This window comes from Opitutus sp. GAS368 (genome assembly GCF_900104925.1).
Lineage (GTDB): Bacteria > Verrucomicrobiota > Verrucomicrobiia > Opitutales > Opitutaceae > Lacunisphaera.
In genome coordinates, this window is sequence record NZ_LT629735.1 from 557,195 (window position 1) to 580,294 (window position 23,100).

At 67.4% G+C, this 23,100-nt stretch carries 15 protein-coding genes; 7 read left to right on the forward strand and 8 right to left on the reverse strand.

The genetic code is table 11. From position 1 onward, the window contains the following. Positions 1-468 precede the first annotated feature (468 nt). Entirely contained in the window at positions 469-1,512 is a 1,044-nt protein-coding gene (locus BLU29_RS02430; protein WP_091054989.1) for an A/G-specific adenine glycosylase, read from the forward strand. 25 nt (positions 1,513-1,537) lie between these two features. Here BLU29_RS02430 and BLU29_RS02435 read toward each other — a convergent pair whose 3' ends face one another. The 3 genes from BLU29_RS02435 to rpsU all read right to left on the reverse strand — a co-directional run bounded on the left by BLU29_RS02435 (position 1,538) and on the right by rpsU (position 3,996). Beyond that, positions 1,538-2,611, reverse strand: coding sequence for a hypothetical protein (locus tag BLU29_RS02435; protein WP_091054990.1), 1,074 nt, complete (start codon positions 2,609-2,611; stop codon positions 1,538-1,540). 34 nt (positions 2,612-2,645) lie between these two features. Further along, entirely contained in the window at positions 2,646-3,596 is a 951-nt protein-coding gene (locus tag BLU29_RS02440; protein ID WP_231962295.1) for a TIM barrel protein, read from the reverse strand. Between the two features lie 202 nt (positions 3,597-3,798). Further along, positions 3,799-3,996, reverse strand: coding sequence for a 30S ribosomal protein S21 (gene rpsU, locus BLU29_RS02445; RefSeq protein ID WP_091054991.1), 198 nt, complete (start codon positions 3,994-3,996; stop codon positions 3,799-3,801). Between the two features lie 235 nt (positions 3,997-4,231). On the opposite strand from rpsU, the gene dnaE reads away from it, so the two are divergent. The 4 genes from dnaE (at position 4,232) to BLU29_RS02465 (ending at position 10,610) form a co-directional block, all read left to right on the forward strand. Continuing rightward, positions 4,232-7,864 (forward strand): DNA polymerase III subunit alpha, encoded by a 3,633-nt coding sequence (gene dnaE, locus BLU29_RS02450; protein ID WP_091054992.1) that lies wholly within the window; start codon positions 4,232-4,234, stop codon positions 7,862-7,864. A 104-nt stretch (positions 7,865-7,968) separates the two neighbouring features. Continuing rightward, positions 7,969-9,150: an RsmB/NOP family class I SAM-dependent RNA methyltransferase gene (locus BLU29_RS02455; RefSeq protein WP_091054993.1), complete on the forward strand. Its 1,182-nt coding sequence runs from the start codon at positions 7,969-7,971 to the stop codon at positions 9,148-9,150. Between the two features lie 65 nt (positions 9,151-9,215). Beyond that, positions 9,216-9,989 (forward strand): class I SAM-dependent methyltransferase, encoded by a 774-nt coding sequence (locus BLU29_RS02460; protein ID WP_091054994.1) that lies wholly within the window; start codon positions 9,216-9,218, stop codon positions 9,987-9,989. Between the two features lie 132 nt (positions 9,990-10,121). Next, entirely contained in the window at positions 10,122-10,610 is a 489-nt protein-coding gene (locus tag BLU29_RS02465; protein WP_091054995.1) for a thioredoxin family protein, read from the forward strand. Between the two features lie 44 nt (positions 10,611-10,654). Here the strand turns inward: BLU29_RS02465 and BLU29_RS02470 are convergent, their stop codons facing one another. Then, a complete protein-coding gene (locus BLU29_RS02470; protein WP_091054996.1) occupies positions 10,655-11,254 on the reverse strand; it encodes a GNAT family protein in 600 nt (199 codons plus the stop codon). A gap of 199 nt (positions 11,255-11,453) precedes the next feature. On the opposite strand from BLU29_RS02470, the gene ccsA reads away from it, so the two are divergent. Together ccsA and hemA are read left to right on the forward strand one after the other, a co-directional pair. Next, positions 11,454-12,299 (forward strand): cytochrome c biogenesis protein CcsA, encoded by an 846-nt coding sequence (gene ccsA / locus BLU29_RS02475; protein ID WP_091054997.1) that lies wholly within the window; start codon positions 11,454-11,456, stop codon positions 12,297-12,299. A 3-nt stretch (positions 12,300-12,302) separates the two neighbouring features. Next, a complete protein-coding gene (gene hemA / locus BLU29_RS02480) occupies positions 12,303-13,346 on the forward strand; it encodes a glutamyl-tRNA reductase (RefSeq protein ID WP_091054998.1) in 1,044 nt (347 codons plus the stop codon). Positions 13,347-13,449: 103 nt separating this feature from the next. On the opposite strand, the gene BLU29_RS02485 is transcribed toward hemA, so the two are convergent. The 4 genes from BLU29_RS02485 to BLU29_RS02500 all read right to left on the reverse strand — a co-directional run bounded on the left by BLU29_RS02485 (position 13,450) and on the right by BLU29_RS02500 (position 23,070). Further along, positions 13,450-16,071, reverse strand: a complete 2,622-nt coding sequence (locus tag BLU29_RS02485) for a CHASE domain-containing protein (protein ID WP_157693565.1) — start codon at positions 16,069-16,071, stop codon at positions 13,450-13,452. Positions 16,072-16,150: 79 nt separating this feature from the next. Beyond that, entirely contained in the window at positions 16,151-20,719 is a 4,569-nt protein-coding gene (locus BLU29_RS02490; RefSeq protein ID WP_091055000.1) for a PAS domain S-box protein, read from the reverse strand. Positions 20,720-20,773: 54 nt separating this feature from the next. Continuing rightward, entirely contained in the window at positions 20,774-21,934 is a 1,161-nt protein-coding gene (locus BLU29_RS02495; RefSeq protein WP_091055001.1) for a lipid-A-disaccharide synthase, read from the reverse strand. 143 nt (positions 21,935-22,077) lie between these two features. Then, complete coding sequence (locus BLU29_RS02500) at positions 22,078-23,070, reverse strand: Gfo/Idh/MocA family oxidoreductase (protein WP_091055002.1); 993 nt, start codon at positions 23,068-23,070, stop codon at positions 22,078-22,080. Between the last annotated feature and the right edge of the window lie 30 nt (positions 23,071-23,100).

Sequence of the window (23,100 nt, forward strand, 5' to 3'; positions counted from 1 at the left end):
AAAAACACACAAAAAAGTGTTTCCGACTTCTGAACCAAGGCTTTTGAAACCACTAATGGGTTCCACCAAGGGTGAAACCTTAAGTCACCGCTTCGGCTTATCGCCTTCGCCGTAATTACCGGGGTCTGCTGATCGCAGACTAGGGCGTGTTTGCAAAATCCTCTGATTGTCATCCTGAGCCGGGCGAAGGATCCAGAGGCACGCGCGAATCCTGCTGGATCCTTCGCGCGGCTCAGGATGACCGGTGGCGAAAGTGACGGATTGAGCGCCAGATTGGGCGGTTAAGGTATTTTGCAAACACGCCCTAAAAAAGCCGGCGATTAGCCGACCCCAAGTCAATTGTGGTGACGATCAGTCACCACCCACTGCGTAGGATTCATCTCTTGATGAATCCCATTAGTTGTTTTCCAACCTGCTGCTCATTTTTGTGTCTCTTCGCGCCTTTTTGTGGCTAAACCTGCCGATCTCGTGGCCAATTCCGAAAACCTAATCGCCCGCCGCGCCGGCTTCCAGACCGCCCTGCACGCCTGGTATCGCGCCCACCACCGGAAGCTGCCGTGGCGCGACACCCCGTCGCTCTACAAGACTGTCGTGTCAGAGTTCATGCTGCAGCAGACACAGGTGGCGACCGTGCTCCCCTACTTCAACCGCTGGCTGCGCGAATTGCCGGACTTCGTCGCGCTCGCCGCCGCGCCCGAGACCAAGGTCATGAAACTCTGGGAAGGCCTCGGCTACTATTCCCGCGCCCGCAATCTCCACAAGCTGGCGCAGGCTTACATCGCAGCCCCGGCCAAGCCGCGCACGCCGGCCGAGTGGCGCGAATTGCCCGGCATCGGCCCCTACACCGCCGCAGCCATCACCAGCATCTCCTTCGGCGAACCCGCTGCGGTCGTCGACGGCAATGTCGTCCGCATCCTCGCGCGATTGGTCGGCGAAGGCCGGCTCTTCCGCGACGGCACCGAGGCGGTAAAACATTTCACCCCGCTGGCCGATGCGCTCGTGATCGGCAGCAATCCGGGCGAGCACAACCAGGCCATGATGGAGCTCGGTGCGACGGTTTGCCTGCGGGCCAACCCGATGTGCCTCGTCTGTCCCGTGGCCGGATTCTGCGCCGCCCGTGCCGCCGGCACGCCGGATAAATTTCCACGGCTGAAGCCAAAGGTCATTGAACAAAAGGCCGTCGCCCGCGTCTGGTGCGAGCACCACGGCCGGCTCCTGCTCCGCCTTGGTCACGCCAAGGCGAAGCGCCTCGCCGGCCTGCACGAACTGCCCGAGACCTCCGACCTTGGAATTAAGCCCGGCGCGAAGTCTCTTCTTGCCGTGAAACGCCGGACGATCACCCGTTTCGCGATCACCGAATCCATCTACGTGGTGAAACCGACCGCCGCACTCCTGAAACGAATCGCCCGGGACGCCGCGCTCGAGTGGGTGCCGCTGAAGCAGCTCGACCAAGTCACCCTCTCCGGCCCGCACAAACGGTGGATCGGCGATCTGCTCGACGGACGGGGCTAGCGCTTTCGCATTGCGACCCAGCCGATCACCCCGTGGTCGCCCGCAGCAGCGCGTGCTGCCCGGCGGTGTGGAGATTGCGCCAGACGCGGTTGATCTCACTGCCCAAGTCGGCGGCGCGCAGGCCGCAAAGCGGGTAGATGGCGTCGACCGACTTCCGGGCGACCACGGCAAGTTGCCGGCTGGCATCGCTGACCTGCACCAGACCTTGCGCGGGAATGGTTCCCTCGTCCTGCAGGGCTCGCCAGGATTCGTTGACGGCGGCGAACAGCGCCCGTCGGGTCGCATCCAGCCGTCCTTGTGCCGCGACCAACGCAGCGCCGGCCTGTTCCGGCATGAAGTCCGCCGCCAGCTCCAGGAAGCGCAGGGCCAGGCCCGACAGATTCACCGCGAGGGTGGCCTCGGCGAGTTGCAGGAAAGGATATTGGTAGACGATGTCCGGCAGCGTGGCGTGGCGGGCCTCGAGGTAGAAGCGGTGCCGGGCCGGCACCGCGAGCTGTCGCACCGCAAATGCATGGCTGCCGGTGGCCGCCAGACCCATGCTGTTCCAGGTGCGCCGCAGGATCACTTCCTCGCGCGCAAAGACGAAGGCGGCGACCTGCCGCGCCCCGGTGTCGTCGATCAGCGGCTTGCCGCCACGCGTCAAAAGACAGTTGGCGGTGAAGGCCGTGGCGTGCTCCGCGCCGGAGGCATACGGCCAGACCCCGTTGACGAGATAGCCATCGCCGATGGCTTCCGCGGTGCCGGCCACGGCTCCGCTGCCGGCCAGGCAGCTTTCCGGGGCCGCAAACAGCCCGTCGCGGATCGCGGGGTCCACAAAGCCGGCAAACCAGCCAGCCCCACCGCAAAGCGTGACAACCCAGGCCGTGCTGCCGTCCGCCCACGCCAGCGCCTCCTCAAGTTCCAAGGCCTGCGGCAGCGTCAGGCCCAGCCCGCCCCACGGCGCGGGCACGAACAGCTTGAACCATTTGCGTTCGCGGATGATCTCCAGCTGCCGATCGTGCAGTTTTTTGGCGGCTTCCGCCGCGGCGGCGTGCGTGCGCAGGACGGCGACGGTTTCGTCGTCGAGGAACGCGGAGGGATGCGCGAGGTTGCCGCTCATGGGGATAAACCGGGGGCAGGAGCCGCGGCCGGCTTTACCCGAACCGCGCGGCGACGAGCTGCTCGACGCGCTGCTTGGACGAGAGCACTTCCTCGGGCGTCAACCGCGGGCTGAGCTCGATGACGAGCGTGTGCCCGGGCCGCCAGAAGCGGCTGACCATCTCGAAATCGATCTTGCCGGAACCGATGGCCTGGTGGTCGCGGCCCTCGGCGCTGACATCGTGCAGGTGGAAGCCGATGGCGTTGGGCGCGTTCTTCTCCAGGTGCTCGCGGTGATTGAGCAGGCACATCGTCTGCTTGATCTGGGCGTGGCCTGTGTCGTGCCAATAACCGCAGGCGGCGGGCTTGGCCATGATGGTGATCAGGTCGGGATGATCGGCGTCGAGCGGCAGTTCGTCGAAGGCCTCGCGGTTCTCGAAGCCCAGCAAAATGCCCTTTTGCTCCGCATAGGGCAGCAACTCGGTCAGGCCCTGCTTGGTGTTCTCCCAGTAGCGCGGCAGGCGGTCCTTCAGCTTGACGAGGGACTTGGCGAGCAGCTTCTGGTAGTCGGCGTCGGCGGACAGGTCGGTGTCGGGGTGCGCGTCGACGTAAGCGTCCACCTTGCCCGCCGGGTTGAGCCAGAAGAACTCGACGGCGCCGAGGTGCAGGACGACCTTGCGGGCCTTCACCTGGTGCGCGAAGTCGATGGTGCGCTTGCTGTGGCGCATCCACTGGTCGCGCTCGCGGGCGTCGGCCGAGGAACAGGTGTAGAGGTTGGGCGCGGCGTGCATGACGCCGGTGGGCAGCGGGCAGAAGTTGTGGCAGGAGGCCACCTTGACGACACCCTCCTCCACCGCCTTCAGGATGCCCGGCACCAGCGTGATCCGGATGCCATGGCTCAGCTCGACGTATTCGAAGCCCATCCCCGCCATTTCCTGCAGCATCGCATAGCCGTCTTGGTGGCGGTGCGAGCACCAGCAGGTGGAAAGGGCGACAATCGGCTTCATATGGGGGCCATCACTAGGACAGGAGGCGCTTGGTAAATCAAGCCGGGGCAAGGTGGAGCGGATCCTGTAGCGGCGCTCTATGAGCGCCGTTTCCGAACGTCGGCGGTCATAGACCGCCGCTACAACGTGGAACGCGGGTCACAAAGCAACCGGCCGGACATCCGAGGACGTCCGGCCGGTAATAAAAGAAAAGGCCGTGGGCTTACTCGGCGTAACGGCGGCGCAGCATGGCGGTGAAGGCCATGACCTTGTTCTTGCGGCGCTTGCGCTCCGACGGCTTCTCGGCGTAACGCTTCATGCGGACATCCTTGATGATGTTCTCGCGCTCGAGCTTCTTCTTCATGCGGCGCAGCGCACGGTCGATCGGCTCATTCTTGCGCATCTTGATCTCAATAGACATGGGAAAGGGAGTGGTTGGCGTTGTGGAAAACGAGCAAGAAGCCACCCGCTCCGGCCACCGTCAACAGCAAATTACCCTGTAGGGCGGAGTCACCGCACCCCGCCTCGAACGTGATATCGCGCTCGGCCAGAGGCGGGGTGCGGTGACCCCGCCCTGCAAACCTAAACCCCGCAGGTGAATAACCTTACGCTTTCCGGCTTGCGAGGGCCTTGGCACCGGCATCCCATCACCTCCCGTGGGTTCCGCCGACCAGAATTTCGTCCATCTGCACGTCCATAGCGACTACAGCCTCCTTGACGGCGCCTGCCGCATCGACCGCCTGATGGACCGCGCCACCACCCTCGGCATGTCGGCCCTCGCCCTCACCGACCACGGCAATCTCTACGGCGCGATCGAATTCTACAACCAGGCCAAGGCAAAGGGCATCAAGCCGCTGGTCGGCTGCGAACTCTACCTCGCCGCCGGCTCGCGCCTCGATCGTCAGGGCCGGTCCGACGAGGGCAAGAGCATCTTCCACCTCGGCCTGCTCGCCCGCGACCTCACCGGCTACCAGAACCTCCTCAAGCTCGTCTCTGACGCCCACCTCAAGGGTTTCTATTACAAGCCCCGCACCGACCTCGAGACGCTCGCCCAGTATTCGAAAGGCCTCATCGGCTTCACCGGCTGCCTCGCTTCGCTGGTGCCGCAGCACCTCCTCAACGACAACTACCCCGAGGCGCGCAAGGCCTGCGGCCGCTTCGTCGAGATCTTCGGCCGGGAAAACTATTTCGTCGAGATCCAGGACCACGGCATCCCCGAGCAGCGCAAGGTCATCCCCGGTTTGCTCAAGCTCGGCGAGGAGTTCGGCCTGAAGGTCATCTGCTCGAACGACGTCCATTACGTCAACGCCGCCGACGCCGGCCCGCACGACACCCTGCTCTGCATCCAGACCGGCGCGAAGATCGCCGAGGAGAACCGGATGAAGTTCTCCGGCACGCAGTTCTTCCTCAAGTCGCGCGAGGAGATGGCGCGCACCTTCGCCGAGGTGCCCGAGTCCGTCACCAACACCGCGCTCGTCGCCGAGATGTGCGATCTCTCGATCCCCTTCCCCAAGGGCTCCGAGCGCTACCCGAAATATCCGCTGCCGCCCGAGGTGAAGACCGACCGCACCGGCTACCTCAAGGAACTCTGCCTCACCGGCCTGAAGGCGCGCTACGGCGTCGATTACGCGAAGCCCGAAAAGGCGAAGGACCAGGAGCTGGCCAAAATCCTCGTCGAGCGCCTCGACTACGAGATCTCGATCATCGCGAAGACGGGCTTCGTCGACTACTTCCTTGTCGTCTGGGATTTCATCGACTGGGCGAAAAAGCAAAGCATCCCGGTGGGTCCCGGCCGCGGCTCGGGCGCCGGCTGCATCGTCGCCTACCTGCTCGGCATCACCAACCTCGACCCGCTGCGCTTCAAGCTGCTCTTCGAGCGCTTCCTCAATCCCGAGCGCGTGTCGCCGCCCGACTTCGACATCGACTTCTGCATGCGCCGCCGCGGCGAGGTCATCAACTATGTCCGCCAGAAATACGGCAACGAGTGCGTGGCCAACATCATCACCTACGGCACGCTCGGCGCCAAGGCGGTCATCCGCGACGTCTCCCGCGTGCACGACCTGCCCTATGCCGAGGCCGACCGCCTGGCCAAGATGATCCCCGACGAGCTCAACATCGAGCTCCAGGCCGCCATCGACAAGTCCGCCGAGCTGCGCCACGAATACGAGAAGAACCCGGTCGCGCGGAAGATCATGGAGCAGGGCCTTGTCCTCGAGGGCATGGTGCGCAACACCGGCAAGCACGCCGCCGGCATCATCATCACCGACCGGCCGCTGGAGGAGTTCGTTCCGCTCACGCTGCAGGAGGGCGACATCACGGTGCAGTATGACATGAACGCCGTGGGCAAGCTCGGCCTGCTGAAGATGGACTTCCTCGGCCTCAAGACGCTCACCGTCATCGCCGACGCCATCGACAACGTCCATCGCACCGCCGACCCGAAGTTCGACATCGAGGTGGTCGGCTTTGAGGACCCCAAGACCTACGCCCTGCTCAACTCCGGCCGCACCACCGGCGTGTTCCAGCTGGAATCCGGCGGCATGCAGGCGCTCTGCCGCCAGATCGGCCTGTCGTCGATCGACGAGATCGTCGCGCTCATCGCGCTCTACCGCCCGGGCCCGATGGAGTGGATTCCCGACTATGTGCGCGGCAAAAAAGACCCGAGCACCGTCTCGTTTCCGCACAAGCTCCTCGAGGAGGTCTGTCGCGAGACCTACGGCGTCATGGTCTACCAGGAGCAGGTCATGGAGGCCGCCAAGATCATCGCCGGCTACACGCTCGGCGGCGCCGACATGCTGCGCCGCGCCATGGGCAAGAAGGACGCCGAGGCCATGGCCAAGGAGCGCGCCAAGTTCGTCGAGGGCGCGGCCAAGGTGAACAAGATCGACGCCAAGACGGCCAACTCGATCTTCGACATCCTCAACAAGTTTGCCGGCTACGGCTTCAACAAGTCCCACTCCGCCGCCTACGCCGTCCTCAGCTACCAGACCGGCTACCTCAAGGCCAACTACCCGGTGCAGTTCATGGCGGCCATGCTCACCTCCGAGCTGGGCAACTCGGAAAAGGTCGCCCATTTCGTCGCCGAGTGCGAGGCCATGGGCCTCAAGGTGCTGGGTCCCGACGTGAACGAATCGCGCGTGAACTTTACCCCGGTGGCAATCCGCAGCGAGGTCGCTGCGGCTCCAGGTGCTGGAGGCGCGGCGACCCCGCCGCGCACCTTCAACGCCATCCGCTTCGGCCTCGCCGGCATCAAGGGCGTGGGCGAGCAGGCCGCGCAGAAGATCATCGAGGAGCGCGAGGCGAACGGGCCGTTCAAGGACTTCGCCGATTTCACGGCCCGCGTCGACGCCCGGGCGCTCAACAAGCGCGTGCTCGAGCATCTGGTGAAAACGGGCGCCTTCGACTTCAGCGGCGCCCAGCGCAAGCCGCTCTTCGAATCCATCGACGGCGCCATCGCCGGCGCGGCGGCGCATGCCCGCGACAAGGCCGCCGGCCAGCACTCCTTCCTCGACGTGCTCAACGAGCCGCCGACCATCGTCAAGGGCGTCCCCGCCCGCGCGACCAACGGCCATGTCGCGCACACCACGTCCGCGACGGATTTCACCGCGGCCGAGCGCCTCCAGTTCGAGAAGGAGCTGCTCGGCTTCTACGTCTCCGGCCACCCGCTCAACGCCTACAGCGGCCTGGCCGAGGCGCTCTGCACGCACACCGAGGAGTCGGTGCTGCAGGAGGGCGACCGCATGGAGTTCCGGCTCTGCGGCATCATGAGCGGCATCACCAAGAAGCTCTCGAAAAAGGACAACCGTCCCTGGGCCTTCTTCAACCTCGCGAGCAAACAGGCCACCCTCTCGGTGAACATGTATGCCGACGCCTACGAGGCCTACGGCAAGACCCTCGCCGAGAACCAGCCCGTCGTCGTGCTCGGCACCGTGATGAAAGGCAACGACGGCGCCCGGCTCAACGTGAAGGAGCTCTACCCGCTCGATGGCTACCTCGGGAACAACATCCGCAAGGTCACCTGGCTGCTGTCGCCCGAGCACCCCGAGCTGCCCGATTTCCTCAAAAAACTCCGCACGGCCATCAACGGCTCCGGCGGCGACACGCGCGTCGAGCTGGCCTTCGTGTTCGAGAACCGCGTGGCCCCGGTCGCGGAGGCCCCGGCCAGCCTCAACTGGCGCGTGGCGCCGGCCGCGTTTCAGGAACTGCGCGTGCATCCGGCCGTCGCCGGCATTCTCGCCGAGGCCCGCCGGCCCGAATTGAAGGAAGTGAAGCGCTGGGGGAAGAAATTCTGATGCCTTGGTTTGTCATTCTGAGCGCAGCGAAGAATCCAGCAGTATGAACGCCAGCGCACATCATTCTGGATCCTTCACTTTGTTCAGGATGACACGTCTCTAACATGGCCGAATCCAAGATCATCAACAACGCCGCCCGGGTGCTGAAGCTCGTGGCGGCCGGCACACCTGCCGACCAGGCGCTGCGTGAATCACTGACGCAGGACCGGCACTTCACCGCCCCGGCCGAGCGGCGCGGCATCAGCCGCGCGGTATTCGCCTATTTCCGCTGGTGGCGCTGGCTGGAGCCCAAGGACTCGCCGCAAAAGCAGCTCGCCGCCGCCCTGGAGCTGCAAAAGCGCTTCGACGCCAACCCCGCCGGCTTCAAGCCCGAGGCGCTCGCCGACCGCGCCGTGCCGGACTGGTTGAAGGATGAAATGGCCTGGCCTGAATCGGTAGGGGCCGTTGCCCCCAACGGCCCGATCAGGGCGCTTGAGGGCAAGCGCCCCTACCCGACTGAAACCGCCTGGTTACAGCAACTCCAGCGCGAACCCGCGCTCTGGATCCGCGCCAAGGCCGGCACCGGCATCGCACTGACCAAAAAGCTCAGCCATTGCATCCCCGCCTCCCAGTCGCCTGACGCGTTGCGCTACACCGGCCTGACCGATCTTTACCGCACCAAGGAATTCCAAGCCGGCGAGTTCGAGATCCAGGACCTCGCCTCGCAGCTGGTCGGGCTCGCCGCCGCGCCCAAGCCGGGGGAAACCTGGTGGGACGCCTGCGCCGGCGAAGGCGGCAAGACGATGCATCTTTCCGACCTGATGCAGAACAAGGGCCTGCTCTGGGCCAGCGACCGCTCCGTGCGCCGGCTGGCCAAGCTCAAGGACCGCGCCGCCCGCGCCCAGGTCTTCAATTTCCGCGCCGCGCCGTGGGAAGGCGACGCCAAGCTGCCGACCAAGACGAAGTTCGACGGCATTCTCGTGGACGCCCCATGCAGCGGCGTCGGCACCTGGCAGCGCAACCCGCACTCGCGCTGGACCACGTTGCCCAAGGACGTTCACGAACTCGCCGCCGTGCAGCAGAAGCTGCTCAATAACGTTGCCGGCTCGCTCAAGCCCGGCGGCCGGCTGGTCTATACCGTATGCACGCTCACCCGGGCCGAGACTGCTGATGTGGCGGCGAAATTCACCTCCGAGCATTCCGGGTTCGAGCCGTCCTCTGTCCTCGGTCATCCGTCCCCTGTCACCCTCTGGCCACACGACCTGAACGCGAACGGGATGTTCATCGCAATCTGGAGAAAGAGGTAGGGCGCGGACTCAGTTCCGCGCCGCGCCCCCGGCGGCGAGCGGAGTCGCCGCCCTACCCCAAGACCATGTCCGAACCCATCACCAAAGTTGACGGCGCGACCGTGCGCGATGACTTCAACGCCATCAACGCGGTCCTCCACTACACGCGGGCCGCGCATTTCGTCGGCCTGTGGAAATCCGAGCTGACGCTGATCGCGAAGTATTTTCCCGACCCGTCGGCGCGCCTGCTCGAGGCCGGCTGCGGCGCCGGCCGCGTCGCGGTCGGACTCTGGCACCAAGGCTATCGGGACATCACGGGCTTCGACTTCGCCTCCGAGCTGGTCGACCAGGCGCGGAACCTCGCGCAGGAGCAAGGCATTGCCGGCCTCACCTTCCTGCAGGCCGACGCGACGCAGTTGAATTCTGGTAGTCTATTAAACTACCAACCGTTCGACGGCGTGCTTTTCATGTTCAACGGCCTGATGCAGATCCCCGGGCGCGAGAATCGCCGGGCGGCGCTGCACGGCCTGCACCGCCTCTGCCGGCCGGGCGGGCACTTCATCTTCACCACCCACGACCGCGACGACCCCAAGGACGTCAAGGAGTGGGCGCAGGAGGCCGAGCGCTGGGCCAAGGGCGAACAGAACCCGCGGCTGGTGGAGTTCGGCGACCGCTATTTCTCGGACGACAACGGCAACACCTTCATGCACCTGCCCGACCGCAAGGAAGTGTTGGCGGAGCTGGCGGCCACGGGCTGGACCTATCTCGAGAGCGCCACCCGCAACGAACTCGCCAGCGAAACACCCAAGGTCCGGAATTTTTCGGACAACTGCACGTTCTGGGTCGCGAAAAAGCTGTAGGGTCGCCGCTAGTCGGCGGACCATTCGGCGCGCAAGGGTGGTCCGGCGGCAAGCGCCGACCCTACAAAAGCCAGAAGTTCTTGGTCGCGCGAAAGAGCTAGCCGAATTTCGCCCGCTGACTAGGTTGCCCACATGAAATTGCTGACCGCCCTCGTCCTTCTCGCCGCCACCGTCGCACTCCGCGCCGAACCCGAATACCCCCAGATGGGACCCGATATCTACGACGTGCAGGCGGACGGCACCGCGCAGATCGCCGCCGCGGTCGCGCAGGCCCGGGCGGAGCACAAGCACGTCCTCGTGAAACTCGGCGCCAACTGGTGCATCTGGTGCCGCCGGCTCAGTCACACCTTTGAGACGGACGCCGCGGTCGCGGCGGCGCTGCACGAGAACTACGTGCTGGTGCTGGTGGACGTGAATCACCGCCAGGGCAAGGCTCGCAACGACGCCGTGAACGACCGCTATGGCAACCCGATGGCGCAGGGCCTCCCGGTGTTGGTGGTGCTCGACGAAAACGGCCGGCAACTGACCACGCAGGAGACCGGCGCGCTCGAGGACGGCAAGTCCGCCCACGACCCCGCCAAGGTGACCGCCTTCCTGCGCCAGTGGGCGCCGAAGCGGTAGGGCGGTGACTCCGTCACCGCCGCGGCGCGGACGGAGTCCGCGCCCTACCGATTCAGCTTCGCCTCGAGCCCGGCCTTGGCCGCCGGCCACTCGGCGTCAAGGAGGCTGAACATGGCGGTGTTCCGGACGAAGCCGTCGTGGCGCAGCTGGTAGCGGCGCAGGATGCCCTCGAAGGTGCAGCCGAGCCGCGCAATCGCGGCCCGGGACCGGGCGTTGCGCTCGTCGGTCTTCAACTGCACGCGCCACGCGCCGAGGTCCTCGAAGGCGTGCCGCAGCTGCAGATACTTCGCCTCCGTGTTGACCGCGGTCCGCCACACCTCGGGCGAAAGCCAGGTGTTGCCGATTTCCAGGCCGCGGTTCACGCGCCGGATGTCGAGGAAGGTCGTCGCCCCGACCACCCGGTTGTCGCTGATCCGCACCGTGGCCCAGCCCACGTCGGTGCCGGCCGCCTGCCCTTTCAGGATCTGGTCCATCCATTGGGTCATCTCGCTTTCCACGCCCAGCGGCGGCGTCACGAAATACTGGAAAGTCGCCGGATCCTGCGCCGCGGCGACCAGCGCCGGCAGATGGCGCCGCTCCAGCGGTTCGAGCCGCACATGGCGGCCGGTGAGCAGAATCGGCTTGGGCTCAAAGGCGGGAGGCACGCCGCCAGCTTGTGGTTCAATTCCGTGCGGCCAACCCTGAAACAACTGTAGCGGCGGTCTTTGAGCGCCGTTGCCTGACGGCGGTCATAGACCGCCGCTACAGACCCTCCGATAAGCCAGGCGCCCGACCTCTGCGTCCCAGCCTAATTCCTCAGTCGCGGGGCTTGCCGCACTCCGCCCCGGATGCCAAGTTGCCCTCATGTCCTCGTTGCTCACCGACCGGGCCCTCCTCTGGCTCGGCGCCCTGCTCTACCTCGCCGGCTTCCTGACCGGCCTGGTGGCGCTGACCCGGCGGTCGGCGCCTGCCGGCCTGCGCACGATCCTGAACACTTTCCTGGTCGGCGGCTGGGTTTTCCAGATGGCCGGCCTCTATGTCCGCGGCCTCGCCGTGGGCGGCTGCCCGCTGGGCAACACCTTTGAGATCATCCAGTTTGTCGCGTGGTCGGCCATGGTGCTGTATTTCTTCGTCGGCACCACCTTCCGGGGCAGCCTGCTCGGACTGTTCACCGCCGGCTACGCCGCCGCCCTGGCGCTGGTGTCGCTCCTGATGCCCGCGTGGGACCTCGCGCACGGCCCAAAGATCTTTGGCAACAACCCGTGGATCGAGCTGCACGCCGCGCTCGCCGTGTTCAGCTACGGCGTGTTCGGCCTGCTCGCGCTGACCTCGGTCATGCACCTGCTGCAGAACTGGAGCCTCAAGCACAAGCGCCTGAACGGCCTCTTCTGGTTCCTGCCCTCCGTCGTCCAGCTCGACCACATCAACTTCCGGTTGCTCGCGCTGGGGGTGCTGCTGCTGACCTTCTCGCTGGGCGTCGGGGCCGCTTGGTGGATCCGCGACACCGCCTCGGTGGACCTCCCGAAGCTCACGGTGACGCTCGGCGTGTGGTTCGTCTACCTGGTGGTCGGGCTGCTGCGCTGGCGGGCCAGACTGGTGTCGGTGCGCTTCGCCTGGGTCTGCCTCGTGATGTTCCTCCTCGCCCTGCTTTCGCTCGGCCCCGTCAACTCCAGCCGGCACCACGAGATCGTGCTCACCCCCGAACGCTGACCGATGGAGCCGACCGCCCCCGTCCTTTTCCTCCTCGGTGCCAGCCACCACACCGCGCCGCTCGCCATCCGCGAGAAACTCGCGCTCGACGACGCCCGGGCCGCCGCCCTGGCCACGCGGCTGCAGGCCACCCCGGGCGTGCGGGAGTTCGCCCTGCTCAACACCTGCAACCGCGTCGAGGTCTACGGCGTGGCGAGCGCCGCCAGCGTGGACCGGCTCGCCGCCACCGTCGGCGCGGTCACGGGCTGCACGGCGGCGGAACTGGCCGGCGTGCTCCAGGCCCGCCTCGGGCACAACGTGGTGGAGCACCTCTTCGCCGTCGCGGCCGGGCTCGACTCGCAGGTCGTCGGCGAGACGGAGATCCTCGGCCAGATGAAGGCCGCGTATGAGGCCGCGCTCGCCCGCCACTGGACGGGGCCGGTGCTCAACCGCGTTTTCCAAAAGAGCTTCCAGGCCGCGAAGCATATCCGCACGCACACGGCCATCGGCGCGGGGCAGGTCAGCATCGCCACGGTGGCGGTGGACCTCGCGGGACGCATCTTCGGCGAACTCGGCCCCAGCCGGGTGCTGGTGGTCGGCGCCGGCGACATCGGGCTGAAGACCGCGCAGGCGTTCCAGAGCCGCGGCGCCGCGGCCATCACCGTGGCCAGCCGCACGCTGTCCAGCGCGGAGGCCGCCGCCGCGCAGGCCGGCGGCTGGGCCGCGAGCCTGGCCGAGCTGCCCGAACTGCTGGCGACCGCCGACATTGTCGCCAGCTCGACCTCCGCCCCCGGCTTCGTCCTGACCGCCGCGCTCGTGGCCGCCGCCATGAAGCACCGGCCGGCGCGCCCGCTGTTCCTGATCGACCTGGCCCTGCCGCGCGACATCGACCCGGCCGCCGCCGCGCAGGCCAATGTGTTCCTCTACAACCTCGACGACCTGGCCGCCATCGCCGAGGAGAACCTCGCCCAGCGCGAGGCCGAGGCGGCGAAGGGCCGCGCGATCGTCGCCGAGCGCACCGCGGCCCTCTGGCCGCAAGTCGCCCACTCGCTCAACCCGCCGGTTTGAATTCCGATCGCACCGCTTGGTAGGAGCCTGCTTGCAGGCGATTCGGCAGGCCATCGCCTGCGAGCAGGCTCCTACAGAGAAATCGAAAGGGTTTGAAATTCCCCTACGCCGGGGTCACCGGCGCGGCGCTGCCGTCCCGCTTGGCGAAAATCGCCAGCAGCGCATCGAAGAGCTGGGTCGGCTTCACCGGCTTGGTCAGGATGGCGCGGAAGTGTCCGCCGGGATTCTCCTTGCGGCCCGGATTGGCGAGCAGCACCAGCGGCAGCGACGGCCGGCCGGGCAGCTCACGGATGCTCCGCGCCAACGCGCGGCCGTCGAGTTCCGGCATCTGCAGGTCGAGGATGGCGGCGTCGAATTGCTCGCCCCCGGCGAGCAATTCCAGGGCCCGCGCCGCTGCGTCCACCGCGACCGCCTCCATGCCCCAGCGCCGGACCATGCCGGAGAGGATGCGGCGGCTGGTGGCGTTGTCCTCGACAATCAAAATGCGCCGGCCGCACAGCTCGGTGGGCACGCCGGCCGCGACCGATGGGATCTCCTGCAGGCGCAGCACGAAGCTAAAACTCGAGCCGCGGCCGACCTCGCTCTCGACGCTGATGCCGCCGCCCATCAGCTCGACCAGCCGGCGGCAGATGGCGAGGCCGAGGCCCGTGCCACCGAAACGGCGCGTCATCGAGGCGTCCACCTGGCTGAACGGCAGGAACAGCCGGTCCATGTGCCCGGCGGGGATGCCGATGCCGGTGTCCCACACGGTGAAGACCAGGTCCACCTCCGGGCCGGAACGGGCCAGCGCGCGCACCTTCACCAGCACCTCGCCGCGCTCGGTGAACTTGACCGCGTTGCCGATGAGGTTGACCAGCACCTGGCGCAGGCGCACCGGATCGCCCCGCACCATGTCCGGGACGTCACCGGGAATCTCGCACAGGAGATCCAGCTGCTTCTGGGCCGCGGTGGGCCCGAGCACGTCCACCGCACCCTCGATGCAGTCGCGCAGGCTGAACTCGGTATGATCGAGCTCGAGGCGGCCGGACTCGATCTTGGAGAAATCCAGGATGTCGTTGATGATGGCGAGCAGGGCCTGGCCGCTCTGGCGGATGGTTTCGGCCGACTCGCGCTGATCCGGGGTCAGCGGCGAGTCGAGCAGCAGGCTGGCCATGCCGATGACGCCGTTCATCGGCGTGCGGATCTCGTGGCTCATCATCGCGAGGAACTGGCTCTTGGCGACGTTGGCGCGCTCCGCCGCCTCCTTGGCCTCGCGCAGCTGCGCGGCCTGCTGCTTGCGGCCGGTGATGTCGAGCTGCAGGCCCATGAAGCCGGTGAGGGCGCCCGCCTCGTTGCGCACCGGCTGGATCTCCAGCTCGATCCACACCTTGCGGCCGTCCTTGGCGTAATTGAGGATCTCGCCAATGTAGGGGCGCCCCGCGGCGCCCGCCTGCCCCATCGCCTCCAGCACGCGCGGATCGGTCTCGGGGCCGATCATGAAGGTGACCGGCTGCCGTCCGCGGATCTCGTCGAGGGTGAAGCCGAACAGGCGGGTGAAGCCCTCGTTGATCCACTGGACGCGCCACTCGGTGTCGGTGAGCATCACGCCGCTGCTGGTGCGGCTGGCCACGAGGGCGAGCCGGCGCGATTCCTCCTCGGCCCGGCGCAAGCCGGTGATCTGGTCCTCGGCGAGCCGGAGCGCCCGGCGGCGCGAGTGCACGAGCGCCCACGTCAGCACGGCGACCAGCGCGCTCATGGCCAGCCCGCCCGCCAGCACCACGGTGGGCAGCACGCTGAAATTGGCCCGCTCGAACGCCGGCCGGGTGCTGAAGCGCAGGGTCCACTGCCGGCCGAAGATCATCATCGTCTGCAGGTCGTGGAACGCCCGGGCGGAGAAATCCCGGTCGGTGATCTCCCGCGCCAGGCCGGAGTTGAGGTGGCCGTCCTCGTCGTAGAGCAGCGCTTCCGGGCGGGTGCCGTCGCCCTCGAAGACCTCGAAATCAAGCTGCCCGCCGGCGACGTCGGCGATGCCGGTCATCAACTCGTCGATGCGGATCGGCGCGTAGACCCAGCCCTCCACCGCCGCGAGCCTTTCCGCCGGCGTGCCGATCGGGGCCCCCTTCTGGTAGACCGGCAGGAACAGGAGGAAGCCCGGCACCTTGCGGTGCTCATAGTCGAGGCCGATGCGGCGCGAGAGCACCATCTCGTTCTGGCGCGCCGCCGCCTCGGCGGCGCCCTTCCGCGTCTTGCCCGAACCGACGTCCAGGCCGAGCACGCCGGTGTTGCGCTCCTGCGGCTCGATGGCCACCACGACGTAGAGCCAGGGATTGTTGCCGGCGCGCTCGACCGTGAAGCCGGGCTGGCCCTCGGCGCGCACGCGTTGCTCCAGGGCCTCCAGGTCGGCGCGGTCCACCGACTCGACGTAACCCAGGCCGACGACGCCGCTGTCCAGCTGGGCGGCGGCGTGGCGCAGATAAACGGACCATTCGGTGGCGGTCACCTGGCTGCTGGCCTCGGGCAGCGCGGCCGCGCCGTGCAGCAGGTGGGCCGCGGTGTTGAAACGCAGGCGGATGGTGTTGTTGATGCGCTCGGCCAGCCGGTCAAACCGCGCCCGGGCCGTGCGCTCGGTCTCCGCCGCGAGCAGCCACCAAGCCGCCACCGTCAGCGCGGCGAGGACGGCGAAGACCGCCCACGGGAGCCAGCCGATGCGGCGCCGCGTGGCTTGCTGGAGTGGGGCCGAGGGCATGCGCGGCAGATTCCGCCGGACGGGCCGGACCAAGGCGAATTATTTTTCAGAGGAAAACCACCTATAACCGGGTGGTTTTTCAGATGGGCTTGCGGTGACGCGCGCGTTCGATCGCCGCCAGCAGGTCCCCCCGCTTGATGGGCTTGCTGATGTAGTCGTCCATGCCGGCGGCGAGGCACATCTCGCGGTCCCCCTGCATGGCGTTTGCGGTCAGGGCGATGATCCACGGGCGCTGGGCCGGATCGGGGCGCAGCTCCCCGAGGCGGCGCGAGGCCTCGAGGCCGTCCATCTCCGGCATCTGCACGTCCATCATGATGACATCGTAGGGCTGGCGCTCGACGGCGGCGATCACCTCGAGGCCGTTGGCCGCCACGTCGGCGCGGAACCCGAGCTTCTGGAGCATGCTGAGCGCGACCTTCTGGTTCACGACATTGTCCTCGGCCAGCAGGATGCGATCCATGAAGCAGGCATCGCCCGACTTCGCGGCCGGGGTCGGTGCGGACTTCTCCGGCGCGGCATCGCCGCCGCGCCAGAACAGCTTGGCGAGCACGTCGTAAAGCTGCGAGGGCTTCACGGGTTTGCTGAGGTTGGCGGTGAAGAGGTGCGCCGTGTCCTCGCGCCGGCCGAGGGAGGAAAGGAGAATCAGCGGGAGATCTTCCGGCGGACGCAATTTGCGAATCTCGCCGGCCAGGGTGCCGCCATCCATCTCGGGCATCTGCATGTCGAGGATGGCCACGTCGAAGACCTCGCGCTGGCGGAGCAGGCTGAGCGCCTCGGCGGGATGCTCGACGGCCACGGATGTCATGTCCCACTTGCGGGCGAGGTCGCCAAGGATGCGGCGGTTCGTCGCGTTGTCGTCCACGATGAGCAGGCGGCGGCCCTGGAGGGCGGCCTTGGTGCCGCCGGTGTAGATGCGCGGCTTGCTCGGCACCACCCCGATGCGGACGGTGAAGCTGAACGTGGAGCCCCGCCCCGGCTCGCTCTCGACCCACATGCGGCCGCCCATGAGCTCGGCGAGGCGCTTGCTGATCGCCAGCCCGAGGCCGGTGCCGCCAAAGCGGCGCGTGGTGGAGGCGTCCACCTGGCTGAAGGACTGGAAGAGCCGGCGGATCCCCTCGGGCGGGATGCCGATGCCGGTGTCCTTCACGCTGAAGACCAGCTCGGCCGTCTCCCCCTCCATTGCGCCGGGCCGGACGGTCAGCAGCACCTCGCCCTGCGCGGTGAACTTCAGGGCGTTGCCCAGCAGGTTGACCAGCACCTGGCGGAGGCGGGACGGGTCGCCCTGCAGGTTGGTGGGGACGCCGTCGGCGATCTCGTAAAGCAGGTCGATGCGCTTCTCGGCGGCGCGCGGCGCGAGCAGGTCGAGCGCACCCTCGACGCATTCGCGCAGGGAAAATTCCATCCGCTCCATCTCGAGCTTGCCGGACTCGATCTTGGAGAAGTCCAGGATGTCATTGATGATGGTCAGCAGGGCCTCGCCGCTGACGCGGATGGTCTCGGCGTATTCGCGCTGCTCGGCGGCGAGCGGCGAATCGAGCAGCAGGCTGGTCATGCCGATGACGCCGTTCATCGGCGTGCGGATCTCGTGGCTCATCATCGCGAGGAACTGGCTCTTGGCCAGGTTGGCCTTTTCCGCCGTGTCCTTGGCGGCGTTCAGCTCCTCCTGCACGCGCTTGAGCTCGGTGATGTCGACCAGCGCGTTGAGTTCCTGGGCCGGCTGGTTCCCGCCGCCCCGGTAGAGGCGGCGGAACAGCCGCACCCACACGGTGGCGCCGTCCGCATGCACGTAGCGCTTGTCCAACACGAAGTGGTCGATCTCCCCGGCGTGCATCCGCTCGACGAACGCCTGCTGCCGGGCCAGGTCCTCGGGGTGGGTGCGCTGCGGGAAGATATCCGGGGTGGTGTGGGACTGCTCCGGCGTGACGCCGCTCAGTCGCATGTGCTCGGCATTGACCAGGCGGGTCTCCTCGTCGCGCCCGGCGATCGCCCAGGAAAGACCGACCGGCACCGAGTCGAAGATGAAGCGGAACTGCGCCTCCTTGGCCGCCAGTTCCTCCTGAATGCGCTTGAGGGCGGTGATGTCGACCACGGTGGACAGTTGCTCCTCGCCGCCGTCGGGATGGAGGCGGCGCTGGTTGGTGAAGGTCACCCACACGGCGGAGCCGTCGTGGCGCACATAGCGCTTGTCGAGGGAATACTCGTTGATCTCCCCGGCCAGCATCCTGGCCTGCAGGCGGTCCTGCAGCGGCCGGTCCGCGGGATGCGTCATCGAGGAGAAGGCGCCATCCCTTTCCGCCTCGGCCCGGGTCAGGCCGCCGATCCGCAGATGTGCTTCGTTGAACCGCCGTTCGATCGTGCCGTCGGGCGACACCAGGCGCCAGGAGATGCCCAGCGGCACGTTTTCAAAGATGAAGCGCAGGCGGGCTTCCTGTCCGGCCAGCCGCTGGGAGATGTCCTTCAATTCCGTCAGGTCGGCGATGGTGGCGACTTCCTGCAGGATCCGGCCGTCCGGCGCCCGGAAGACCTGGACGGTCAGCAGGCCGTTGACCTCGGTGCCGTCCAGCCGCTGGTAGCGCTTCTCCAGGCTGAAGCCGTCGCTCACGCCCTCGCGGATGCGGGCATACTCGGCGACCTGCCTGGCCCAGTCCTCCGGGGGCGTGATGGCGCGATAGGACTCGTTGGCCAGCGCCTCCTCGCGGCTCAGGCCGGTCAGGCGCAGCACGGCGTCGTTGACCCAGGACTCGCGGCCCTCGTCATAGGAGGTCCAGCTCACGCCCACCGGCAGCGCATTGAGGATGAAGCGGAACTGGGCCTCGCGCTGCGCCAGCTCGTGCTCGGCGCGCTTGCGCTCGGTGATGTCGAGCTGGAGCGCCATGTAGCCGGTATGCTGGCCCTCGGCGTCGGTCAGGCGCTGGATCTCGATCTCCACCCAGTAGGGCTTGCCGGCCTTGGTGTAGTTGAGCACCTCGCCCTTGAACGGCTGGCCTGCGCGGTCGGCCTCGTCCATCGCCTCCAGCACGTCGCGATTCGTCAGCGGACCCGCGAGAAAGGTGCTGGGACGGCGGCCGCGCACTTCGTCCAGCGCATAGCCGGTGAGACGGGTGAAGCTGTCGTTGACCCACTCGATCTGCCATTCGGTATCGGCGAGGACGATCAGGCTGGCCGTCCGGCTCGCCACCAGGGCCAGACGGCGCGCCTCCGCCTCGGCCATCTTGCGGGCGGTGACATCGAGCTGGATGGACATGAAGCCGGTCACCGCGCCGGCTTCGTCGCGCAGGGGTTGCATCTCGAAGTCGGTCCAGATCTCGCGCTGGTCCTTGGTGTAGCTGAGCATCTCGCCGTGGAAAGGCCGGCCGGCGCGGGCCGCCTGCGCCACGTCGGCCAGGAGCCGGACCCCGGTCTTGGGTCCGCGCAGCACGCCGGGTCCGAACCGACCGCGGCACTCGTCCAGCGTGTAGCCGAAGAGCCGCGTGAAGCCCTCGTTGATCCACACCACCCTGCCGCCGGCGTCGGACAGGCCCACGGCGTTGGCCGTCCGGCTCGCTACCAAGGCGAGGCGGCTCGACTCCGCCTCGGCCTGCCGGAGGTTCGCCGTCATCAAGTCAGCGAGATCGAGCGCCCGCACCCGTGAATTCACCAACAGGAAGGTCACCCCGGTGGCGATCAGGCTGATCAGCAGGCCGGCGCAGAGCACGCCCCACGGCAGCAAGGTGTTGCCCGCCTCGAGGAAGCCCGGTTTCTCGCTCGTCTGCAGCGTCCACCGCTGGCCGTAAACGTCCAGCGACTGGGCCTGCCCGAACCGGCGCTTCTCCTGCGCCCCGGGTTTTTGGGCGAACACATGGCCGTCCTCGTCGTAAAGCAGCCGGTCGGGGCTGGTGCCATCGCCCTCGTAGACTTCGAAATCCAGGTGCACCGCGGCGACCTCGCTCGCGTCCGCGAGCAGTTCATCGATGCGGATCGGGGCATAGGCCCACCCGCGGAGCGCCGTCGCCCGCTGTTCCTCCGTGTCGAGGTGTGCGCCGTTTTCGTAAATCGGCAGAAAGAGCAGGAAGCCCGGCACCTCCCGGCCGTCGTAGCGCAACTTGATGTGCCGGGACAACACCAGGTCGTTCTGCCGAGCCGCCGTTTCCGCCGCGGTCCGGCGGGTCGTGCCCGAGCCGAGGTCCAGGCCCAGCACGCCGCGGTTGCGTTCGCGCGGCTCGATGCTCGTGACGACATAAAGCCATTCGTTCTGCCCGACGCGCTCGGCCTTGAAGTCGGGCTGGCCCTCCGCGCGGATGCGGGCCTCGAACGCCGCGAGGTCGGCCCGGCGCACCCGTTCCGCATAGCCCAACCCCACCACGCCGTAGTCAAAGCGTTCCCGGATGGAATTGAAATACATCGACCACTCCTGCGTCGTCACGTGCCCGCTGGCGGAGGCATGCGCCCGGGCGCCGTAGAGGATCTGCGCCGTGGTGGCGAACCGTCCGCGGATCAGGCTGGCCAGCCGCGCCGATTGCAGCTCGAACCGGCTCTGGTCGACCCGGTGCACCGCGCGCCCGACCAGCCACCAGGAGGCGACCGAGATGAAGCACCCGACCGCAAAGGCGACCAACGGCAGCATCCGGCTGCGCTGGCGACGGGGGACGTGGCTCTCCGTTGCGGGCATGCGGTCAGTGCAATTAAAACGCGTGCCGGAGGCGATAACTTTAACGGCCGGAAATCAAGAAGGCCCGAGCTGCCGCGCCAGCCAGTCCGCCGCGGTGCCGCTGGCGGGTTGCGCCAGCAACGCCCGCAGTCTGGCCCGTTGTGCCGCGGTGCGGGCGGCCCGGGCCGGGTCCTGCAGGCACTCGCGCAACTGCGCCGCGAGCGCGGCCGGCGTTGCCGCGCCCTGGATGAACTCGGGATACATGGCTTCCTTCAGCAGCAGGTTCGCGATGCCGATGAATTCCACCTTCACCAGCAACCGGCCGAGAAGGTAGGTGATCAGATCGGTCTTATAGGTCAGCGCCCCGGGAATGCCGGCCAGGGCACAGTGCATCGACATGGTGCCGCTCGCCGTGAGCACCGCGGCCGCGCGCACGGGGCCGTCCGTTGCACCCGTGCGTCGCAGCGTGACGCCCGCCGGCGGATTGGCCGCCCGCAGCACGGCCAGGATATCCTCGCTCGGGTAAAGCACGACCGCCGGACGTGTCGGGCCGGACGCCCGATACGCCGCCAGCAACAGCGGAAAGATCCGTTGCACCACGCCGCGCCGGCTGCCGGGCAGCAGCAGCACCGGGCCGGCCGGGTCGAAGGCCACCGGCGGCACGTAGTCCGGCGCGAGGAACGGATGCCCGACGAACTCCACCGGCAGGTCCGTGTCGGCATAGACCGCCGGCTCGAACGGAAAAATCGCCGCCAACCCGTCGAGGTGCGCCGCCATCTGAAACCGCCGCCCGGCGCGCGAGGCCCAGATCTGCGGACTGATGTAGTAGAGGGCCTTGGTCGGCCCGCCCGCCTTGGCGGAGAAACCGCGCGCGTGCAGACCGGCGGCGATGCGGAGGTTCAGCCCGGACGAATCGACGAAGCACACCGCTCGCGGCCGGTGCCGGCCGATCCAGTCCACGATGTCGGCGATGAGTTTCCGGTAGTGGGCGAGCTTCGTGACGACCGCGAAGCCCATGGCCGATTCCGCCGTCAGGTCCCGCAGCAGTTGCGCGCCGGCTGCGGCGAGGTGCGGCCCGCCGAGGGCGCAGACGCGCAGGCCGGGCTGGCGGGCCCGCAGGTCGCGCAGCACGCGCGCGGCGTTTTCGTCCCCGGAGTGCTCGCCGACGACAAAGAGCAGGTCGACCTGGCCGCCGGCCGGTGGCGGGAGATCAAGGGGATGCGTGAGCTTATCCAAGACTCCCCTCCTTTGTCACTCTGAGCGGAGCGAAGAATCCATCGGCCTGTCCGCCAGCGATCATCATTTTGGATTCTTCGCTGCGCTCAGAATGACACGCCTTGGTTGCTTCCGCCTCTTCGTGCACTTCGTGTCCTTCGTGGTTATTTCCCGGCCTTCCGGATCTGCTCCGTGATCGCGATGGCCACCTCGAGCGCCGACTTGCCGAGGGCGCCGCCGACCTTGGGCTGCTTCGCCTCGCGCACGCTCTCGACGAAATGCGCCAGCTCGATGGCCAGCGGCTCGCCCTTCTCGATGGGAATCTCGTGCACCGGGATGGACGAGGCGTCGCCGGCCTTGGCCAGACCGACCTTCAGCTTCACCCCGTAGGCGATGATGTCGCTCTTCTTCACGAGGTGGCCCTTCTGGTTCATGAAATCGAGCGAGAGGTAGGCGTTGTCCTGGAAAACGCGGATCTCGCGGTTCTTCTTCAGGCTCATGCGCGAGGCGGTGAGGTTGGCCACGCAGCCGTTCTCGAACTCGATGCGGGCGTTGGCGATGTCCTCGGTCTTGGAGAGCACGCTGATGCCGACGGAATCGATCTGCTTGATCGGCGACCCCACCAGCGCGAGCACGATGCCGATGTCGTGGATCATCAGGTCGAGCACGACGCCGACCTCGGTGCCGCGCGGCGTGTAAGGCGCGAGGCGCTCCGTCGTGATGTATTGCGGGCGGCCGGCATGCTTCTCGAGGTAGCTCATCACCGGGTTGAAATGCTCGATGTGGCCGACCTGCACGAGGCGGTTGGCCTTGCGCGCGGCGGCCAGCACCTGCTCGGCCTCCTCCAGGCTCGCGCACAGCGGCTTCTCGATCAGCAGGTGGCAGCCGGCGGCCAGCAGCGGCAGCGCGACCTCGGCGTGCCGGTCGGTCGGGACGACGACGCTGACGGCATCGCAAGCCGCGCCCAGCTCGGCGATGGTGGCGAAGCGCCGGCAGTGGTGCTGCGCACAGATCTCCGCCGCACGGGCGTCATTGGTCTCAAAGATGCCGGCGAACTCGACGTGCGGCAGGGTCGAGTAGATGCGGGCGTGGTGCTGGCCGAGCGAGCCGACGCCGGCGACGCCGCAACGAATCTTGCCGGGGGAACGCTTGAACATGGCCGCATGGCAGGGAATTCCCGCCCCGGT